We start from the raw sequence: 14,432 nt of genomic DNA, 5'->3' as shown, positions 1-14,432 counted from the left end.
CTGCACCACCCCGACGACCGCCGCCGACCGGGTATCGACCAGCCCGAAGCTGGGCATCATGCCTCTCAAGCCCAGGCGCGGCCCGATCGTGACGGCACTTCAGACGATCATGCGCGCGGCGACACCGCGGCACGATAACCTGCCGCTGACAAGGGGAGGAGGGGACGCCACCGTGACCACACTCGACATGACTCCGGGTGCGCAGATACCCCGCACCGACGCCGGGCCGCAAACCGGAGTCACCCCGGCGCTCTCCTCGGTCGCGTACCGCGACGGCAAGATCGAGGACTTCGTCGGCAAGGTCACCGCCGCGACCCACAAGAAGCCCCGGTTCAAGCTCTTCGAGGCGAACCTCGGCGAGGCGTTCAGCGCCGCCGTCATCTCCCGCACCGTCGGTGCCGGGCGCAAGCCGATCGTGCCCTCGTTCGGCACCGACACCCGCCAGATCGTCGAACACTGCCTGGCCGCACAGGAGTTGCGGGCCGCGCGGGACCGCAAGCTCACCGTGGTCACCGTGCTCTTCGGCCTGCTCGCCCTGCCCGGCACCCTGATCTGGATCGGTGCGTTCTACCTGCGCATCTACCTCATGAAGGGCAAGGCCCTCCAGGACGAGCTCTACGGCGCCCTCGCGCTCCTGGCCGCAGCCGTGGTCTCCGTCCTGTTCCTCGTCAAGCCCCCCGCCCACGGCCCGCTCGGCGTCTACCTGCGCGTCGCCATGATCCCGCCCATCATCGGCGGGATCCTCGCCCGACGCATCGTGCTGCGCTCCACCAAGGAGCTCCGCGAGCGCTGGCTCGCCCTCGCCGAGGGCAGCTCCGTCGCCGCCACCGTCTCCAAGGCCGTCCCCCGCGACGACCTCGACAAGAAGGCCGTCGACCTGCGCGACAAGCTCGCCCGCATTGAGGCCGAGCAGGAGACCAACGTCCAGCACTACGCCGGTCCCAAGGGCATCCTCGGCGTCGGCAAGCGCTGGGGCGAATGGCGCCTGGTCGACGTGATGCGCCCCGCCGCGGGCCACTCCGACTTCCGCGCCTTCCACCCCTGGGACCTCGTCCGGAAGATCTCCTCGCACCTCAAGGGGCTCGCCGTCAGCGAGGTCGCCAACAGCGGGATGACCAACATCACGGTCAAGCAGTGGGCGGTCCTCGAAATCGGCGAGAACGCCGATGAGATCTCCCGCCCCGGCAACGCCGACATGGACGGCGACCGGATGCGCGACTTCGCCCTCCAGACCATCGCCGACAAGCAGACCTTCGCCGGCGGCGGCCCCCGGCACTACCTCGCCACCCAGTTCATCACCTTCGACGGCAAGCTGATCATCACCTTCACCGTCACCGTCACCCTGCTCGCCAACACCCTCACCGTCACCGTCGCCGGCTACGCGCTCGGCCCGGTCAACGGCGTCTTCTCCGACAAGCCCTCGGCCAAGGAGAAGACCGTCCAGAAGACCGGCAAGTTCTGGGAGGAGCGCACCGTCAAGCTCCCCCTGATCGACAACGACGAGGTGGTCCGCCAGGCCCTGCGCGCGCCGCTCACCCGCGCCCCCGGGCTGCTCTCCTGGCTCGGCGGCGGCCTGGGCCTGCCCGAGCCGTTCGGCTTCCGGCACGCCTGGGCGAGCCCGCCGTGGGGCAGCCGGTTCATGACCGACAACGCGCTCAACGCCTCCGTCCCGGTCCTCGGCGCCGTGCACGCCGCCACCCTGGAGTTCCTGGAGGAGCACGACCTGGACACCGACCGCTTCAAGAACCGCGCCTCGATCATCAAGTCCGAGGCCCAGGGCACCCGCCCGTACAAGGTCGACCAGTTCGAGTGACCACGGCCCGCGCACGCCGGAGGGGCCCGCCACCGACTCAGCGGTGACGGGCCCCTCCGGCGTTCCCGATCAGTCCTGCGGCCAGGCCTCGGCCAGCATCTTCCGGGTGTCCGCCAGCAGTTGCGGCAGCACCTTGGTGTGGCCGACCACCGGCATGAAGTTGGTGTCCCCGCCCCAGCGCGGCACCACGTGCTGGTGCAGGTGCGCCGCGATCCCGGCACCGGCCGCCGCGCCCTGGTTCATCCCGATGTTGAACCCGTGCGCCCCCGAGGCCGACCGCAGCGCGGTCATCGCCCGCTTGGTGAAGTCGGCCAGCTCGGCCGTCTCCGCCTCGTCCAGGTCGGTGTAGTCCGCGACGTGCCGGTACGGGACCACCATCAAGTGGCCGCCGTTGTACGGGTACAGGTTCAGCACCGCGAACACGGCGCCGCCCCGGGCGATGACCAGCCCGTCCTCGTCGCTCAGCGAGGGGATCGAGCAGAACGGACAACCGTCGTCCGGAGCCGGACCGGTGGGCTTGTTCTCACCCTGGATGTAGGCCATCCGATGGGGGGTCCACAGGCGGCGGAAGCCGTCCGGCTCCCCGACGCCCCGCTGCAGTTCCGGCTCAGTCGTCATGCTGATCAGCATATTCGCCCAACGCTGCTTGCAAAGCCGCGCGGGGCGGACTCATCGAGAGCCCGCCCCGCGCGTGGTGGTCCGAAGGCGTCACACCTGGACGCGGTTCCTCACCGCGTCCACGATCTCGGCGACGGCGTCCGCCACCGGCACGCCGTTCTTCTGCTCGCCGTTGCGGTACCGGAAGGACACCGCGCCCGCCTCGACGTCGTCGTTGCCGGCGATCAGCATGTACGGAACCTTGCTCTTCTGAGCGTTCCTGATCTTCTTCTGCATGCGGTCGTCCGAGGTGTCCACCTCGACCCGGATCCCGTGCTTCTTCAGCCCGGCCGCGACCTCCAGCAGGTACGGCACGTGCTCGTCGGTGATCGGGATGCCCGTCACGGTGACCGGGGCCAGCCACGGCGGCATGGCGCCGGCGTAGTGCTCCAGCAGCACCGCGAAGAACCGCTCGATGCTGCCGAACAGCGCGCGGTGGATCATGACCGGCCGCTGGCGCGAGCCGTCCGCCGCCGTGTACTCGAGATCGAAACGCTCGGGGAGGTTGAAGTCGAGCTGAATCGTCGACATCTGCCAGGTCCGGCCGATCGCGTCGCGCGCCTGGACCGAGATCTTCGGGCCGTAGAAGGCCGCGCCGCCCGGGTCCGGCACCAGCGGCAGCCCCTGCTTCTCGGCCACGCTGGCGAGGACGGCGGTGGCCTCCTCCCAGGTCTCGTCCGAGCCGACGTACTTGACCGGGTCCTTGGTCGACAGCTCCAGGTAGAAGTCGGTCAGACCGTAGTCGCGCAGCAGGTTGAGCACGAAGGTCAGCGTCGAGTCGAGCTCCTCCGCCATCTGCTCGCGGGTGCAGTAGATGTGCGCGTCGTCCTGCGTGAAGCCGCGGGCGCGGGTCAGGCCGTGCACCACGCCGGACTTCTCGTACCGGTACACCGTCCCGAACTCGAAGAGGCGCAGCGGCAGTTCACGGTACGAGCGGCCGCGCGCGTCGAAGATCAGGTTGTGCATCGGGCAGTTCATCGGCTTGAGGTAGTAGTCCACGCCCTCGTCGAGCTGCATGGGCGGGTACATACCGTCCGCGTACCAGTCGAGGTGGCCGCTCTTCTCGAAGAGCTTCCCCTTGGTGGCGTGCGGGGTGTAGACGAACTCGTAGCCCTCCTCCTCGTGCCGCTTGCGCGAGTAGTCCTCCATCGCCCGGCGGATGATGCCGCCCTTGGGGTGGAAGACGGCGAGGCCGGAGCCGATCTCCTCGGGGATGGAGAAGAGGTCGAGCTCGTTGCCGAGCTTGCGGTGGTCGCGCTTCTCGGCCTCGACCAGGAAGTCGAGGTGGGCCTTGAGCTCGTCCTTGGTGGGCCAGGCGGTCCCGTAGATGCGCTGCAGCATCGGGTTCTTCTCGCTGCCGCGCCAGTAGGCGGCCGCGTTGCGCATCAGCTTGAACGCCGGGATGTACCGGGTGCTGGGCAGGTGCGGGCCGCGGCAGAGGTCGCCCCAGCACTGCTCGCCGGTCTTGGCGTCCAGGTTGTCGTAGATGGTGAGCTCGCCGGCGCCGACCTCGACGTCGGCGCCCTCGCCGGCGGTGGCGGCGGAGCCCTTGAGGCCGATCAGCTCCAGCTTGTACGGCTCGGCGGCCAGCTCCTCGCGGGCGGACTCGTCGGTGACCACGCGGCGGGAGAACTTCTGCCCGCGCTTGATGATCTCCTGCATCCGCTTCTCGATGGCCTTGAGGTCATCGGGGTGGAAGGGCTTCTCGACGTCGAAGTCGTAGTAGAAGCCGTCCTTGACCGGCGGGCCGATGCCGAGCTTGGCCTCGGGGTAGAGCTGCTGCACGGCCTGCGCCATGACGTGCGCGGTGGAGTGGCGCAGGATGTCCAGGCCGTCCTTGCTGCCGATCGCGACCGGCTCGACCTCGTCGCCGTCCTGGACGGCGTACGCGAGGTCCTTGAGCTGGCCGCCGACGCGGGCGGCGATGATCGAGCGGTCGTCGGCGAAGAGCTCGGCGGCCGTAGTGCCCGTGGTCACCACGCGCTCTTCCCGATCGGGTTCGCGGTTGATGATTACCCGGACGTCCGTCACCGGTCTCTCCTGACGTGCTGGATTCAGAGGACGCAACACTGCGCTGCGCGTGACGATGGTACCGAGCGCGTCGACCCGGCCGCGCACCTACGCCCCCTCTCCCCCTTCCCCGAGGCCTCCGTCGAGCTCTTCGCCGAGCTCTTCCCCGAGTCCCTCGCCGAGGGACTTCAGCAGCCGCTCGCGGTCGGCGTCCTCCCAGCCGCACAGTTCCAGGCCCTGCGGCCGGGTGAGCCGACGGAAGCCGCCGCGGCTCTCCAGCCGGCCGGCGACCCGGACCGGCAGGCCCGCGAGGTGGGCCTCGGCGGCGAGCCGGTAGTCGGGGTCGGGCAGGCGGAGCTTGAGTTCGCGGACTTCGGCGCCGCCGAGGACGCGCAGCCGCACCGCGCCCGGTCCGGCCGGGTCGGCGCGCTTGAGCCGGACGACCACGCCGACGACGGTGACGGCGACGGCGGGCTCGATCCGTTCGAGCAGTTCGGCGGCCTCGGTCAGGGCGGGCAGGTCGCCGGGCGAGAAGTCGAGGACGACCCGGCGGTCCCCGAAGCCGCCCGGGGTCCCCGCGGCGGCGGACCAGGCGACGGTCAACCGGGCCGCCGTCGCGCCGCGGACCAGGTCCTCCACGGACTGGACGAGTTCCCGGCTGACTCCGGCCTGGACGGCGTTCTCGAAGGCCTCGGGCCCCCCGCTGACCCGGCGGTAGTCGACGGCGTCGCGCAGTGCCTCCAGGGCGCGGACCAGGGTGGTGACGGCGGCCCGGCCCTCGGGCGCGGGGGTGTAGGCGGTGAGGGCGGCGCCCTGCTCGACGACCAGGACGCGGTCCAGGAAGTCCCCGGCGTGCGCGTCCAGCCGGGCGCCGAAGTAGGCGGCCGTGGCCCGGCCGGCCTTGGCCCCGGCGGCGAGCATCGCGCGGGCCGCCCGCTGGAGCCGCTCGGCGTCGTCCCAGGTGGCGGCCTCGGCGGGGCCGGCCGGCTCCCGGTGCCAACGCAGTTCGTCGCCGGGGACGGCCAGTGCGAGCAGGATGGCTCGGGCGGACGGGGTGGAGGAGCGGGACAGCGCGGTGACGGCGTCGGCGAGGAGGTCGACGGCGTCGTCGAAGCCGTCCCCGGCGGGGACGAGGACGCTGGTGCCGGACTCGTCGTCGGGCGGCGTCCAGCGGCCGTAGCGGGCGGCGGGGCCGCCTCGCCGGACCCAGCCGTGCCGGGCGAGCAGGGTGGCGAGCACCGCCGGGTCGACGGCGGCGGGGTCGGGCAGGGCCTGGACCGGCTCGCCGGGTGCGTGCGGCGGTGTCATGGGTGCTGCTCCTCGCTGCCGGGGGCCAGGACCGGGGCGGGCGGTCACGGGCTGCCACCCGCGCCGACCCGGGCCATGATGTCGCAGAGCGCGCGGTCGTCGAAGACCTTGCCGGTGGGGACCCGCACGTTGGTGCGCCGCTGTCCGGTGACCGGGTGGCCGGCCAGGTTGACCCAGTAACAGCAGTGCCGCAGTTCCAGCGCGTCCGGGCGGGCGTGCAGCCAGCGGTCGACCCGCCGCGGCAGCAGCATCACGACCAGGATGCGCGGCACGGCGACCCTCGCCCGGGCGAGCTTGCGCAGGTGGTCGTTGTCGAGGGTGAAGCTGAAGAACGGCCCGGTCGGATCGGCCGCGATCTGCTGGGTGGCCTTCAGCTGGATCTTGATGGTGACCTCGTCGTCCACCTCGTGCGCCCGGGAGCCGTGGCTGACCTGCCAGTCGATCCCGTTGTCCGGGAACGGCTGGGAGAGCGAGCAGCCGGCCGCGGCGGCGACCGCGTGCAGGTAGCCGACCTGCAGCGTCTCCATGCAGGCGGTGACCGCCAGGTTTCCCCGTAGAACGGCCGCCGCCTCCTCGGGCTGCGGCTGCGTCAGTGCCATCGCCCCGTGGCCTCCCCCTGCTCCGGGCCCGTCCGGATCGGAACGGCGGGCCCACGGGCAGGATCCCCGGTCGGGCTTGCGCCAAACGGTTGAACGGGTGTCAGAACCGGGTATCAACCGGGCGCGCGGAACGCTCGCCTGAGGGGCAGTCATGCAGCAGCACTGGTACACCGGCCCACTCGCCTCCTTCGACACCGAGACCACCGGCGTGGACGTCGAGTCCGATCGGATCGTCTCGGCCGCCCTGGTCGTCCAACTCGCCCCGGGTCGGCCGGTGCAGACCACCACCTGGCTCGCCGATCCGGGCGTCCCGATCCCGGACGGCGCCCGGGCGGTGCACGGCATCACCGACGAGCACGCCCGGACGCACGGCCGCCCGGTCGGCGCGGTGGTGGCGGAGGTCACCCGCGCGCTGGCGGACCAGGCGCGGGCCGGGCGCCCGGTGGTGGTGATGAACGCGCCGTACGACCTGACGCTGCTGGACCGGGAGCTGCGCCGCCATCACGGGCTGACGCTGACCGGCGGGGTGGGCACGGCCGGGCTGGTGGTGCTGGATCCGCGGGTGCTGGACAAGCACGTGGACCGCTACCGCAAGGGCCGTCGAACGCTGACCGACCTGTGCGCGCACTACGGCGTGGAGCTGGCCGGGGCGCACGACGCGGCGGCGGACGCGACGGCGGCGCTGGCGCTGACCCGGCGGATAGGCGCCCGCTACCCGGCGGCGCTGGGCGAACTGACGGCGGCGGAGCTGCACCTGCGGCAGGCGGTCTGGCACGCGGCGCAGGCGCGGGGGCTGCAGAACTGGTTCGACCGGTCGGGGACGCCGGAGCGGGTGGACCCCTCCTGGCCGCTGCGGCCGGCCCGGTGCGGCTGCGGCCGCCGGCTGGAGCCCGAGCACGGCTGCGAGGCGGCGGCGTAGCGGCGGCCGGCAGGCGCCGGTCCCGAACGCGCCGCAGGCCCTGACCGGTTTCCTGGTCAGGGCCTGCGTGCTGTCCGGTGGGCGATACTGGGATCGAACCAGTGACCCCTTCGGTGTGAACGAAGTGCTCTCCCGCTGAGCTAATCGCCCGGGCAACGAGAAGAACTGTAGCACCATTTGGCGGTCGTCGTACAACTCGCCCCTTCCGGGTACTGCTGGCGCATCCGCAGAACTCGCGCTCCACGCGGAAGATGACTGAGCCTCAGTCGCATTCCGGATGGTTCTTCGGATGGATTCCGGAAATACACGTGAGGCCCAGCCGATAATCGGCTGGGCCTCACGTATCACAATGCATTCCGGTGGGCGATACTGGGATCGAACCAGTGACCCCTTCGGTGTGAACGAAGTGCTCTCCCGCTGAGCTAATCGCCCGGGTGCAGGGAAAACATTACCGCATCCCGGAGGGTGGTCCGAACACCCTGGTCACGGCAGCCCCCGGCCCCGGGCCGCTCAGCTCTCGCCCGCCGTCCAGGGGACGGCCAGGCCGTAGCGGGTGAAGTACCAGCCGCCGATCCCGACGACCGCGGCGAGGCCGATGGCGGTGACGGTGAGGTTGCGGCGGCGCACCCGCGGGTCCAGGGCGCGGTGGGCGGCCTCGGCGACCTTGCGGCGGCTCCACCGCAGCACCAGCCGGGCCCAGTCGAACTCGGTGGCCCAGACCCCCATGCCCAGGAAGATCACCACCCAGCCGGGGCCGGGCAGCGGCAGCATGATCACGCCGAGGACGACCACGGCGAGGCCGGCCAGGAAGATCGCCACCTGCCAGGTGAGGTGCAGCGGCCGCGAGCGGCGGACGAACGCCGGGGCGCGGGAGCCGGCCGCGTCATCCGCCGTGACCGGTTCACCCGATCCCGTGTTCTTGGCCGTCTTGTCGTTTCGCACAGTCATGCCAGGAAACTAACCAAGAAGCGGCCCGGTAATGCCCGACCGGGCCACTCCGGGATGATTCCGCAATGCGCCGTAAGGGGTACGACTCGCGCCCGAATCGGGACAGAGGGGTTTACATCGGGCTTGGGGGTGGGATGGTCCGTTCGCCGACGTGCGATTCCCCGAGCGCACACTGAGCGAAAGGCCATGGCGCTTATGAACACCACGGTCAGCTGCGAGCTGCACCTGCGCCTCATCGTGTCCAGCGAGTCCTCACTGCCCGTCCCCGCGGGCCTGCGCTACGACACCGCCGACCCCTACGCCGTGCACGCCACGTTCCACACGGGCGCCGACGAGACCGTGGAGTGGGTGTTCGCCCGAGATCTCCTCGCGGAGGGGCTGCACCGACCGACCGGTACCGGCGACGTCCGGGTCTGGCCGTCCCGCAGCCACGGGCAAGGGGTGGTCTGCATCGCGCTGAGCTCTCCGGAAGGAGAAGCCCTGCTCGAAGCCCCGGCCCGGGCGCTTGAGTCATTTCTCAAGCGGACGGACGCCGCGGTGCCCCCCGGCACCGAACACCGCCACTTCGACCTCGACCGGGAGCTGTCCCACATCCTCGCCGAAAGCTGATCCCGCCCGGAGGCGGTCACGCCCCGCCATCGGCGGGGTGGTACCTCCTGCCGTCACCGCTGCCGTCCTACTCGGGGGCACGGCAGCAACTCAGCCGCGCGCGACGCGGCCTCGGGGCCGGTGGACGGCCCGATCCCACCGGATCGGGTCCGCGACACTGCAGGCGCCCGGCAACGAGGTCGGCCATCCATACGGGTGGCCGGCCTCGCTGCCGGGAGCCCTCGGCATTTCGGGGGGTCCTTCGCGGGCCCGGCCGCCCGGACGCCGTCCGCTTCACGGCACTCTGACGGAATCCGTACACGCCTTCGAAAGAACCCGCCGCCCTTCCGCCGCACGGCCCGGTATGGTCTGGGGTAACCGTGGACGCGGGGTTCCGGAGTCCCCCTGCGCGAGGAGTCCCCAACGTGCTGATCACCCATGACACCGAGTGCGCGCTGAGCATCCTCGTCGAGCTGCTCAACACCGCGCCCGAGGTGTGCGGCACCGAGCGGCTGCCGGACGTGGCCGCACTGGACGCCTTCGTGGTCGGCCAGGAGATCAGCGAGATCGACTCGCTCACCGAGAACGACCTGCGCAAGGTGCACGACCTGCGCACCCGGCTGCGGGAGGTGTTCGGGACGGAGTCCACCGCCGAGGCCGCCGAACTGGTCAACCGGATCGTCGCGGCCGCCGGTACGACGCCGCGGCTGACCAACCACGACCACCACGACTGGCACATCCACTACTTCGCGCCGCACGCCGCGCTCGGCGACCACCTCGCCGCCGAGCTGGGCATGGCGCTGGCCTTCATCCTGATGGCGGGCGAGCGGGAGCGGTTGCGCCGGTGCGAGGCACCGGACTGTGCCCGGGTCTTCGTGGACCTCTCCCGCAACCGCTCCCGGCGCTACTGCGACAGCCGCACCTGCGGCAACCGGCTGCACGTCGCCGCCTACCGAGCACGGCAGCGCTCGGCGGAGGCCGTGCCCTCCGCCTGACGCCGACCCCCGCGGGGGTTCGGATGCCGCGTTCGGATGCCGCTCAGATGCCGCGCTTGCGGAGGATCTCCTCGATGTCGGAGAAGTCGCCGAGGCCGTCGTCCCGCTTGCCCGCCGCGGGTTTGCCCGTCGCCGGCTTCTTCGGCGGGGTGGCCGCCACCGCCGGGCGCTCGGGCGCGGCACCGGCGGCCGCCGGGCGGTCCGGGGCGGCGTCCACGGCGCCCCGGCGGCCCACCCAGCGCGTCGTCACCAGCAGGAGCGCGGAGAGGCCGAGCAGCACGATGCCGGTCCAGACCCGGGGGTCGAACACCAGCCTCGTCGCCCAGTCGGCGAACTCGCTGCCGATCGTCCGGGCCACCGGGAACAGGCCGGTCAGGTAGAGCCCGGCGGGCACCAGGGCCACCGCGAACCAGCGGGTCGCGGACAGGAACCGCCGCCGGTAGGCCCGCAGGCCGGCCACGGCCACCCCGCCCGCCGTGAGCGCGAAGCTGGTCGCCGCCGTCAGCACGGCAGTACTCCTTCGCTTCCGGTCGTCCTGGTCATCACTGCCTCCCTGTCGGCCTTCGCAGGGGCGCACCGTCGGCTGGAGCGGGCGCCCACTAGTGAAACACTGGGGGAATGATCGATGGTTCCCTCCCCCGGCTCGAGTTCTGGTGCGACCTCCAGTGTCCGGACTGCCGCACCGCGCTGGACGACGTACGGGCGCTGCGCGCGCGGTACGGCGACGCGCTGCCCGTCGAGGTCCGCCACTTCCCGCTGGAGAAGCACAAGCACGCCTACGCGGCCGCGGAGGCCGCCGAGGAGGCGTTCGCGCAGGGGCTGGGCTGGCCGTTCGTGGAGGCGCTGCTGGCCCGGGTCGAGGAGTTGGACGCCCGCGGGCAGCAGGTGCTGCTGGAGGTGGCCCGGGCGGTCGGGGTGGACGTCGAGGAGGTCGACACCGCGCTGATCGACGGCCGGCACATGCTCACCGTGGACGCCGACCAGGCCGAGGGCCGGGCGATCGGGGTCACCGGTACGCCGACGTACGTGATCGGCGGGCAGCGGCTGGACGGCGGGCAGAGCCAGGACGGCCTGCGGGACCGCATCGTGGCCGCCATCGAGGCGGCGGCGGCTTCCTGACGTCATGTCGGGTCACAGCGGCTTTCCGTAGATGCGGTTGGTGACCCGGTAACCGAGCGAGGCGTAGAGGCGGATCGCGACCTCGTTCCCGGCGAACACGTTGAGGCCGAGGTCGCGCACGCCGGCGGCCAGGCACTCGCGCTCGGCGAACAGCATCAGCGTGCGGCCGTGGCCCCGGCCCCGGTGGGCCGGGGACACCTCGACGGTCATCACCCAGGCGAGCGGCCCGCCGTTCGGCAGGTCGCGCCGGTGGAAGTCCACCCAGAGCGAGCCGAGCGGCTCGGCTTCACCGTCCGCGCGCAGGCGGCGCAGAGCGACGCCCGGGCTGTCGGCGCCCTGCGGGAGCTGGCGCTGGTGGTCCAGGTGGGACCTGGCGCGGGCCTGCTCCTCGCTGAGTCCGGACTCCACGAGCGAGCGGAGGTAACCCCGGGCGGCCCGGTCGAGCCAGGCCTGGAACTCCGGGGGCTCGATCCGGTCGGCGGTGATGCCGGCGGGCAGGGCGGGGGCGGTGGTCAGCCGCTTGGCCAGGTTCCGCATCCGCTCGGTGTAGCCGAGGGTGGTGGCGAGCCCCCGGGCGATCCGCGCCGTCTCGGGGATGTTGGCGTCCACCCGGGTGCAGTCCCAGTTGCGCAGCACCTCCTCCGCGGCCAGCGCGCCGAACGTGCCGCGGCCCCGACCGCGGCCTTCCCTGACCTCCAACTCCGATATCTCGCCCCAGAGTTGGCTGCCGTGCGGGATGGCGGTGGTGCGCAGCGCGCCGACCTGGCGGCCGTTGGCGCAGATCTGCCAGCGCCTGGTGCGGCCGCCGGCGTCGGTGGGTGTCTCCGGGCCCTCGGGGCGCAGCGTCGTGGTCATGTGGTGGTCCCTTCCCCGCGCCCGGGCCCCTATGCCCTGGTTGCCGCTTCGGGGATCACGGGTCGAGGTCGTCGCCGCTGCGTTCGGCGAAGACGGCCATGGCCTTGGCGGTGACGGGGCCGATGCCGGGCAGCTCGCGGTCGTCCACCCGGGTCACGGCCTGGACGTCACGGGTGGTGGAGGTGAGGAAGACCTCGTCGGCGTCCCGGAGGGCGCTGAGCGGCAGGTCGTTCTCCTCGGCACCGCACCAGTCGACGACCAGCTGACGGGTGATGCCGGCCAGGCAGCCGGAGCCGAGGGTGGGGGTGAGCAGGCGACCGCCGAGGACGACGAAGACGTTGGAGCCGGTGCCCTCGCAGAGCAGGCCGGCGGTGTTGGCGAGCAGGGCCTCCGAGGCGCCGGCGCGGTGGGCGGCGGCCAGGGCGACGACGTTCTCGGCGTACGAGGTGGTCTTGAGGCCTGCGACAGCGCTGTGCTCGTTGCGGCGCCACGGGACGACGGCGGCGGCGGTCTCGTCGGGGCGGCGGTTGATCGCGCCGAGGGCGACGACGAGGGTGGGGCCTGCGGTGCCGCGCTCGGAGCCGAGCGGTGAGGTGCCGCCGGTGTAGGTGACGCGCAGGCGGCCGAGCGGGGCCGGGTTGGCGGCGAGGACCTGGGCGCAGGCCTCGCGGACCAGGTCGTGGTCCGGGTCGGGCAGGCCGAGGCCGCGGGCGGAGCGGGTGAGCCGGTCGAGGTGCCGGGTGACCGCGAAGGCCCGGCCGTCGGTGGCCTTCATGGTCTCGAACACCCCGTCGCCGGTGGTGAGTCCGTGGTCGAGGACCGAGACGGCGGCGTCGGCGGAGTCGACGAGCGCCCCGTTGACCCAGCTCGTGGTCGGGTTCTGCATCGAGGGCTGCTCCTAGGACGAGGTGGGGGCGGGGCGGTTCATGCGCCCGTCGGGTCGATATCGCTGCCCGACGCTATCGCGACCAGGCGGGCGGCCTTCAGTTCGGTTTCCGCCCACTCGCGGTCGGGGTCGGAGCCCCAGGTGATGCCGGCGCCGGTGCCGAAGCGCAGCACGGGCGCCTCGGGGTCGGTCCGGTCGAGCCAGAAGGTGCGGATGCCGACGGCGAGTTCGCCCTCGCCGCGGTCGGCGTCGACCCAGCCGACGGCGCCGCAGTACGGGCCGCGCGGGGCGGTCTCCAGGGCGTCGATGATCCGCAGGGCGCTGGACTTGGGGGCGCCGGTGACGGAGCCGGGCGGGAAGGTGGCGGCGAGCAGCTCGGGCCAGCCGGCGCCCTCGCGCAGGGTGCCCTCGACGGTGGACACCAGGTGGACCAGGCCGGGGTGCTTCTCGACGGCGCACAGGTCGGGGACGGTGACGCTGCCGGTCGCGCAGACCTGCCCGAGGTCGTTGCGGACCAGGTCCACGATCATCACGTTCTCGGCGTGGTCCTTGTCGAGGAGGTCGTCCTCGGTGCGGCCGGTGCCCTTGATCGGGCCGGAGGAGACGGTGCGGCCGGCGCGGCGCAGGTACAGCTCGGGCGAGGCGGTGGCGATCTCGACACCGTGCGCGGGCAGGCGGATGGTGCCGGCGTAGGGGGCGGGGTTGCCGTGGGCGAGGAGGCCGGTGAGGGCGTCGACGTCGCTGCGGGCCGGGTCGGGCAGCGGTGCGGACAGCACGCGGCAGAGGTTCGCCTGGTAGACCTCGCCGGCGGCTATGTGTTCACGGATGCGGCGTACGCCCGCGGTGTAGGCGGAGCGGTCCAGGGAGCTGTGCCAGTCGCCGGCCCCCGGTCCGCGCCAGCCGGCGCCCGAGGGCGGCGCGGGGGCGGGGCGGACGTCGTCGAAGCGGGCGCAGGTCAGCCGGCCCTCGAAGTCGTAGGCGACGGCCCAGTAGCCGGTGGAGTCCAGGGCGGCCGGGTCCGAGGTGACGTCGCGCAGCCCGGTGGCCAGGCGGCCGCCGAAGCGGGCGAGCGGGGTGCTGGGTTCGGTGGGGCCGGACACGGTTCTCCTGCGCGGTGGTGCTGGGCGGCGGTGCCTGAAGTGTAGGTCCGGGGTGCGGGCCCGGCGCGGGGGTGTGACGCAGGGGCGTGAGCAGCGCCCGGCGTCGCGCGGGTGTGCGCCGGGTGGCCTGCGGATGATCGTCCGGAAGCGCCGCAGGTGGCGGCCGGTGGCCGGGCCGAGGGGTCGGCGGGGAGGCGCTCGGTGGGCATCCCATCGGCACGCTGCGGGAACGGATTTTTAGCTGGCCCGGGAATCCGCTAGAGTTCAACACGTCGCCAGGGAGCGCAGCCGAAGAAAAGCGGTGAAGGTCCCGGGAGACAGGCGGACGTGGCTCAGTTGGTAGAGCATCACCTTGCCAAGGTGAGGGTCGCGAGTTCGAATCTCGTCGTCCGCTCGATGGAGAACAGTGTAAGATCGTTCTTCGTGTGTTGCCTGGTGGAGTGGCCGAGAGGCGAGGCAACGGCCTGCAAAGCCGTGTACACGGGTTCAAATCCCGTCTCCACCTCCGAGAGGTTCGACCGGTTCCGACCGGAAGACCTCCCCGCGCGATTAGCTCAGCGGGAGAGCACTACCTTGACACGGTAGGGGTCACTGGTTCAATCCCAGTATCGCGCACGTCGGATCCTTCGGGGTCT

The 14,432-nt window shown here is 72.2% G+C and carries 14 protein-coding genes and 5 tRNA genes; 8 read left to right on the top strand and 11 right to left on the bottom strand.

Annotated features, from left to right (window positions below; genetic code table 11):
* Positions 1-172: 172 nt before the first annotated feature.
* Positions 173-1,813: a hypothetical protein gene (locus AB0P03_RS00765; RefSeq protein ID WP_363627467.1), complete on the top strand. Its 1,641-nt coding sequence runs from the start codon at positions 173-175 to the stop codon at positions 1,811-1,813.
* A gap of 69 nt (positions 1,814-1,882) precedes the next feature.
* On the opposite strand, the gene AB0P03_RS00760 is transcribed toward AB0P03_RS00765, so the two are convergent.
* The 4 genes from AB0P03_RS00760 to AB0P03_RS00745 all read right to left on the bottom strand — a co-directional run bounded on the left by AB0P03_RS00760 (position 1,883) and on the right by AB0P03_RS00745 (position 6,387).
* Positions 1,883-2,443 carry an HIT domain-containing protein gene (locus tag AB0P03_RS00760; RefSeq protein ID WP_363627466.1) on the bottom strand — a complete coding sequence of 187 codons (561 nt, stop codon included), beginning with the start codon at positions 2,441-2,443 and terminating at the stop codon, positions 1,883-1,885.
* Positions 2,444-2,521: 78 nt separating this feature from the next.
* Positions 2,522-4,501 (bottom strand): threonine--tRNA ligase, encoded by a 1,980-nt coding sequence (gene thrS / locus AB0P03_RS00755; RefSeq protein ID WP_363583050.1) that lies wholly within the window; start codon positions 4,499-4,501, stop codon positions 2,522-2,524.
* An 87-nt stretch (positions 4,502-4,588) separates the two neighbouring features.
* The gene (locus AB0P03_RS00750) at positions 4,589-5,788 is read right to left on the bottom strand and encodes a hypothetical protein (protein ID WP_363627465.1); all 1,200 of its coding nucleotides are present in this window, start codon (positions 5,786-5,788) and stop codon (positions 4,589-4,591) included.
* A gap of 44 nt (positions 5,789-5,832) precedes the next feature.
* Complete coding sequence (locus AB0P03_RS00745; protein ID WP_363583046.1) at positions 5,833-6,387, bottom strand: DUF4365 domain-containing protein; 555 nt, start codon at positions 6,385-6,387, stop codon at positions 5,833-5,835.
* 151 nt (positions 6,388-6,538) lie between these two features.
* Here AB0P03_RS00745 and AB0P03_RS00740 point away from each other — a divergent pair, with 151 nt between their 5' ends.
* Positions 6,539-7,306 carry an exonuclease domain-containing protein gene (locus AB0P03_RS00740; protein WP_363583044.1) on the top strand — a complete coding sequence of 256 codons (768 nt, stop codon included), beginning with the start codon at positions 6,539-6,541 and terminating at the stop codon, positions 7,304-7,306.
* 78 nt (positions 7,307-7,384) lie between these two features.
* Here the strand turns inward: AB0P03_RS00740 and AB0P03_RS00735 are convergent.
* The 3 genes from AB0P03_RS00735 to AB0P03_RS00725 all read right to left on the bottom strand — a co-directional run bounded on the left by AB0P03_RS00735 (position 7,385) and on the right by AB0P03_RS00725 (position 8,254).
* Positions 7,385-7,456, bottom strand: a tRNA-Val gene (locus AB0P03_RS00735).
* A gap of 210 nt (positions 7,457-7,666) precedes the next feature.
* Positions 7,667-7,738: transfer RNA gene (locus AB0P03_RS00730), tRNA-Val, on the bottom strand.
* Between the two features lie 78 nt (positions 7,739-7,816).
* Complete coding sequence (locus AB0P03_RS00725) at positions 7,817-8,254, bottom strand: TIGR02611 family protein (RefSeq protein WP_363583042.1); 438 nt, start codon at positions 8,252-8,254, stop codon at positions 7,817-7,819.
* A 195-nt stretch (positions 8,255-8,449) separates the two neighbouring features.
* Here AB0P03_RS00725 and AB0P03_RS00720 point away from each other — a divergent pair, with 195 nt between their 5' ends.
* Together AB0P03_RS00720 and AB0P03_RS00715 are read left to right on the top strand one after the other, a co-directional pair.
* Entirely contained in the window at positions 8,450-8,863 is a 414-nt protein-coding gene (locus tag AB0P03_RS00720) for an SsgA family sporulation/cell division regulator (RefSeq protein WP_030056266.1), read from the top strand.
* Between the two features lie 404 nt (positions 8,864-9,267).
* On the top strand, positions 9,268-9,837 hold the full coding sequence (locus AB0P03_RS00715; RefSeq protein WP_363627464.1) for a CGNR zinc finger domain-containing protein: 570 nt from the start codon (positions 9,268-9,270) through the stop codon (positions 9,835-9,837).
* A 43-nt stretch (positions 9,838-9,880) separates the two neighbouring features.
* Here the strand turns inward: AB0P03_RS00715 and AB0P03_RS00710 are convergent, their stop codons facing one another.
* The gene (locus AB0P03_RS00710; RefSeq protein WP_363583040.1) at positions 9,881-10,345 is read right to left on the bottom strand and encodes a hypothetical protein; all 465 of its coding nucleotides are present in this window, start codon (positions 10,343-10,345) and stop codon (positions 9,881-9,883) included.
* 110 nt (positions 10,346-10,455) lie between these two features.
* Between AB0P03_RS00710 and AB0P03_RS00705 the strand changes: the two genes are divergently transcribed.
* Positions 10,456-10,956, top strand: a complete 501-nt coding sequence (locus AB0P03_RS00705; protein ID WP_363583038.1) for a DsbA family protein — start codon at positions 10,456-10,458, stop codon at positions 10,954-10,956.
* Between the two features lie 12 nt (positions 10,957-10,968).
* On the opposite strand, the gene AB0P03_RS00700 is transcribed toward AB0P03_RS00705, so the two are convergent.
* From AB0P03_RS00700 to AB0P03_RS00690, 3 genes are read right to left on the bottom strand one after another with little or no spacing between them, the layout of a single operon-like run.
* Positions 10,969-11,811, bottom strand: coding sequence for a GNAT family N-acetyltransferase (locus AB0P03_RS00700; RefSeq protein WP_363583037.1), 843 nt, complete (start codon positions 11,809-11,811; stop codon positions 10,969-10,971).
* A 55-nt stretch (positions 11,812-11,866) separates the two neighbouring features.
* Positions 11,867-12,697: an aminodeoxychorismate lyase gene (locus AB0P03_RS00695; RefSeq protein ID WP_363583035.1), complete on the bottom strand. Its 831-nt coding sequence runs from the start codon at positions 12,695-12,697 to the stop codon at positions 11,867-11,869.
* A 38-nt stretch (positions 12,698-12,735) separates the two neighbouring features.
* The gene (locus tag AB0P03_RS00690) at positions 12,736-13,797 is read right to left on the bottom strand and encodes a chorismate-binding protein (protein ID WP_363627463.1); all 1,062 of its coding nucleotides are present in this window, start codon (positions 13,795-13,797) and stop codon (positions 12,736-12,738) included.
* 321 nt (positions 13,798-14,118) lie between these two features.
* Between AB0P03_RS00690 and AB0P03_RS00685 the strand changes: the two genes are divergently transcribed.
* From AB0P03_RS00685 to AB0P03_RS00675, 3 genes are all read left to right on the top strand, one after another.
* Positions 14,119-14,191, top strand: a tRNA-Gly gene (locus AB0P03_RS00685).
* 40 nt (positions 14,192-14,231) lie between these two features.
* Positions 14,232-14,302: transfer RNA gene (locus AB0P03_RS00680), tRNA-Cys, on the top strand.
* A gap of 38 nt (positions 14,303-14,340) precedes the next feature.
* A tRNA-Val gene (locus tag AB0P03_RS00675) sits at positions 14,341-14,412 on the top strand.
* The last annotated feature ends 20 nt before the right edge of the window (positions 14,413-14,432 follow it).

The sequence above is a fragment of the Kitasatospora sp. NPDC088779 genome, assembly GCF_040685395.1.
In the GTDB taxonomy this organism is placed as follows: domain Bacteria; phylum Actinomycetota; class Actinomycetes; order Streptomycetales; family Streptomycetaceae; genus Kitasatospora.
Note: the sequence above shows the minus strand (reverse complement) of the source record. Positions and strands in the feature narration are given on the sequence as shown.

What these genes read in the sequence shown, in the direction of transcription:
- AB0P03_RS00760 (WP_363627466.1), bottom strand. Translation starts at nt 2,443, where the DNA reads ATGCTGATCAGCATGACGACTGAGCCGGAACTGCAGCGGGGCGTCGGG.
- AB0P03_RS00750 (WP_363627465.1), bottom strand. Translation starts at nt 5,788, where the DNA reads ATGACACCGCCGCACGCACCCGGCGAGCCGGTCCAGGCCCTGCCCGAC.
- AB0P03_RS00745 (WP_363583046.1), bottom strand. Translation starts at nt 6,387, where the DNA reads ATGGCACTGACGCAGCCGCAGCCCGAGGAGGCGGCGGCCGTTCTACGG.
- AB0P03_RS00740 (WP_363583044.1), top strand. Translation starts at nt 6,539, where the DNA reads ATGCAGCAGCACTGGTACACCGGCCCACTCGCCTCCTTCGACACCGAG.
- AB0P03_RS00725 (WP_363583042.1), bottom strand. Translation starts at nt 8,254, where the DNA reads ATGACTGTGCGAAACGACAAGACGGCCAAGAACACGGGATCGGGTGAA.
- AB0P03_RS00720 (WP_030056266.1), top strand. Translation starts at nt 8,450, where the DNA reads ATGAACACCACGGTCAGCTGCGAGCTGCACCTGCGCCTCATCGTGTCC.
- AB0P03_RS00705 (WP_363583038.1), top strand. Translation starts at nt 10,456, where the DNA reads ATGATCGATGGTTCCCTCCCCCGGCTCGAGTTCTGGTGCGACCTCCAG.
- AB0P03_RS00700 (WP_363583037.1), bottom strand. Translation starts at nt 11,811, where the DNA reads ATGACCACGACGCTGCGCCCCGAGGGCCCGGAGACACCCACCGACGCC.
- AB0P03_RS00695 (WP_363583035.1), bottom strand. Translation starts at nt 12,697, where the DNA reads ATGCAGAACCCGACCACGAGCTGGGTCAACGGGGCGCTCGTCGACTCC.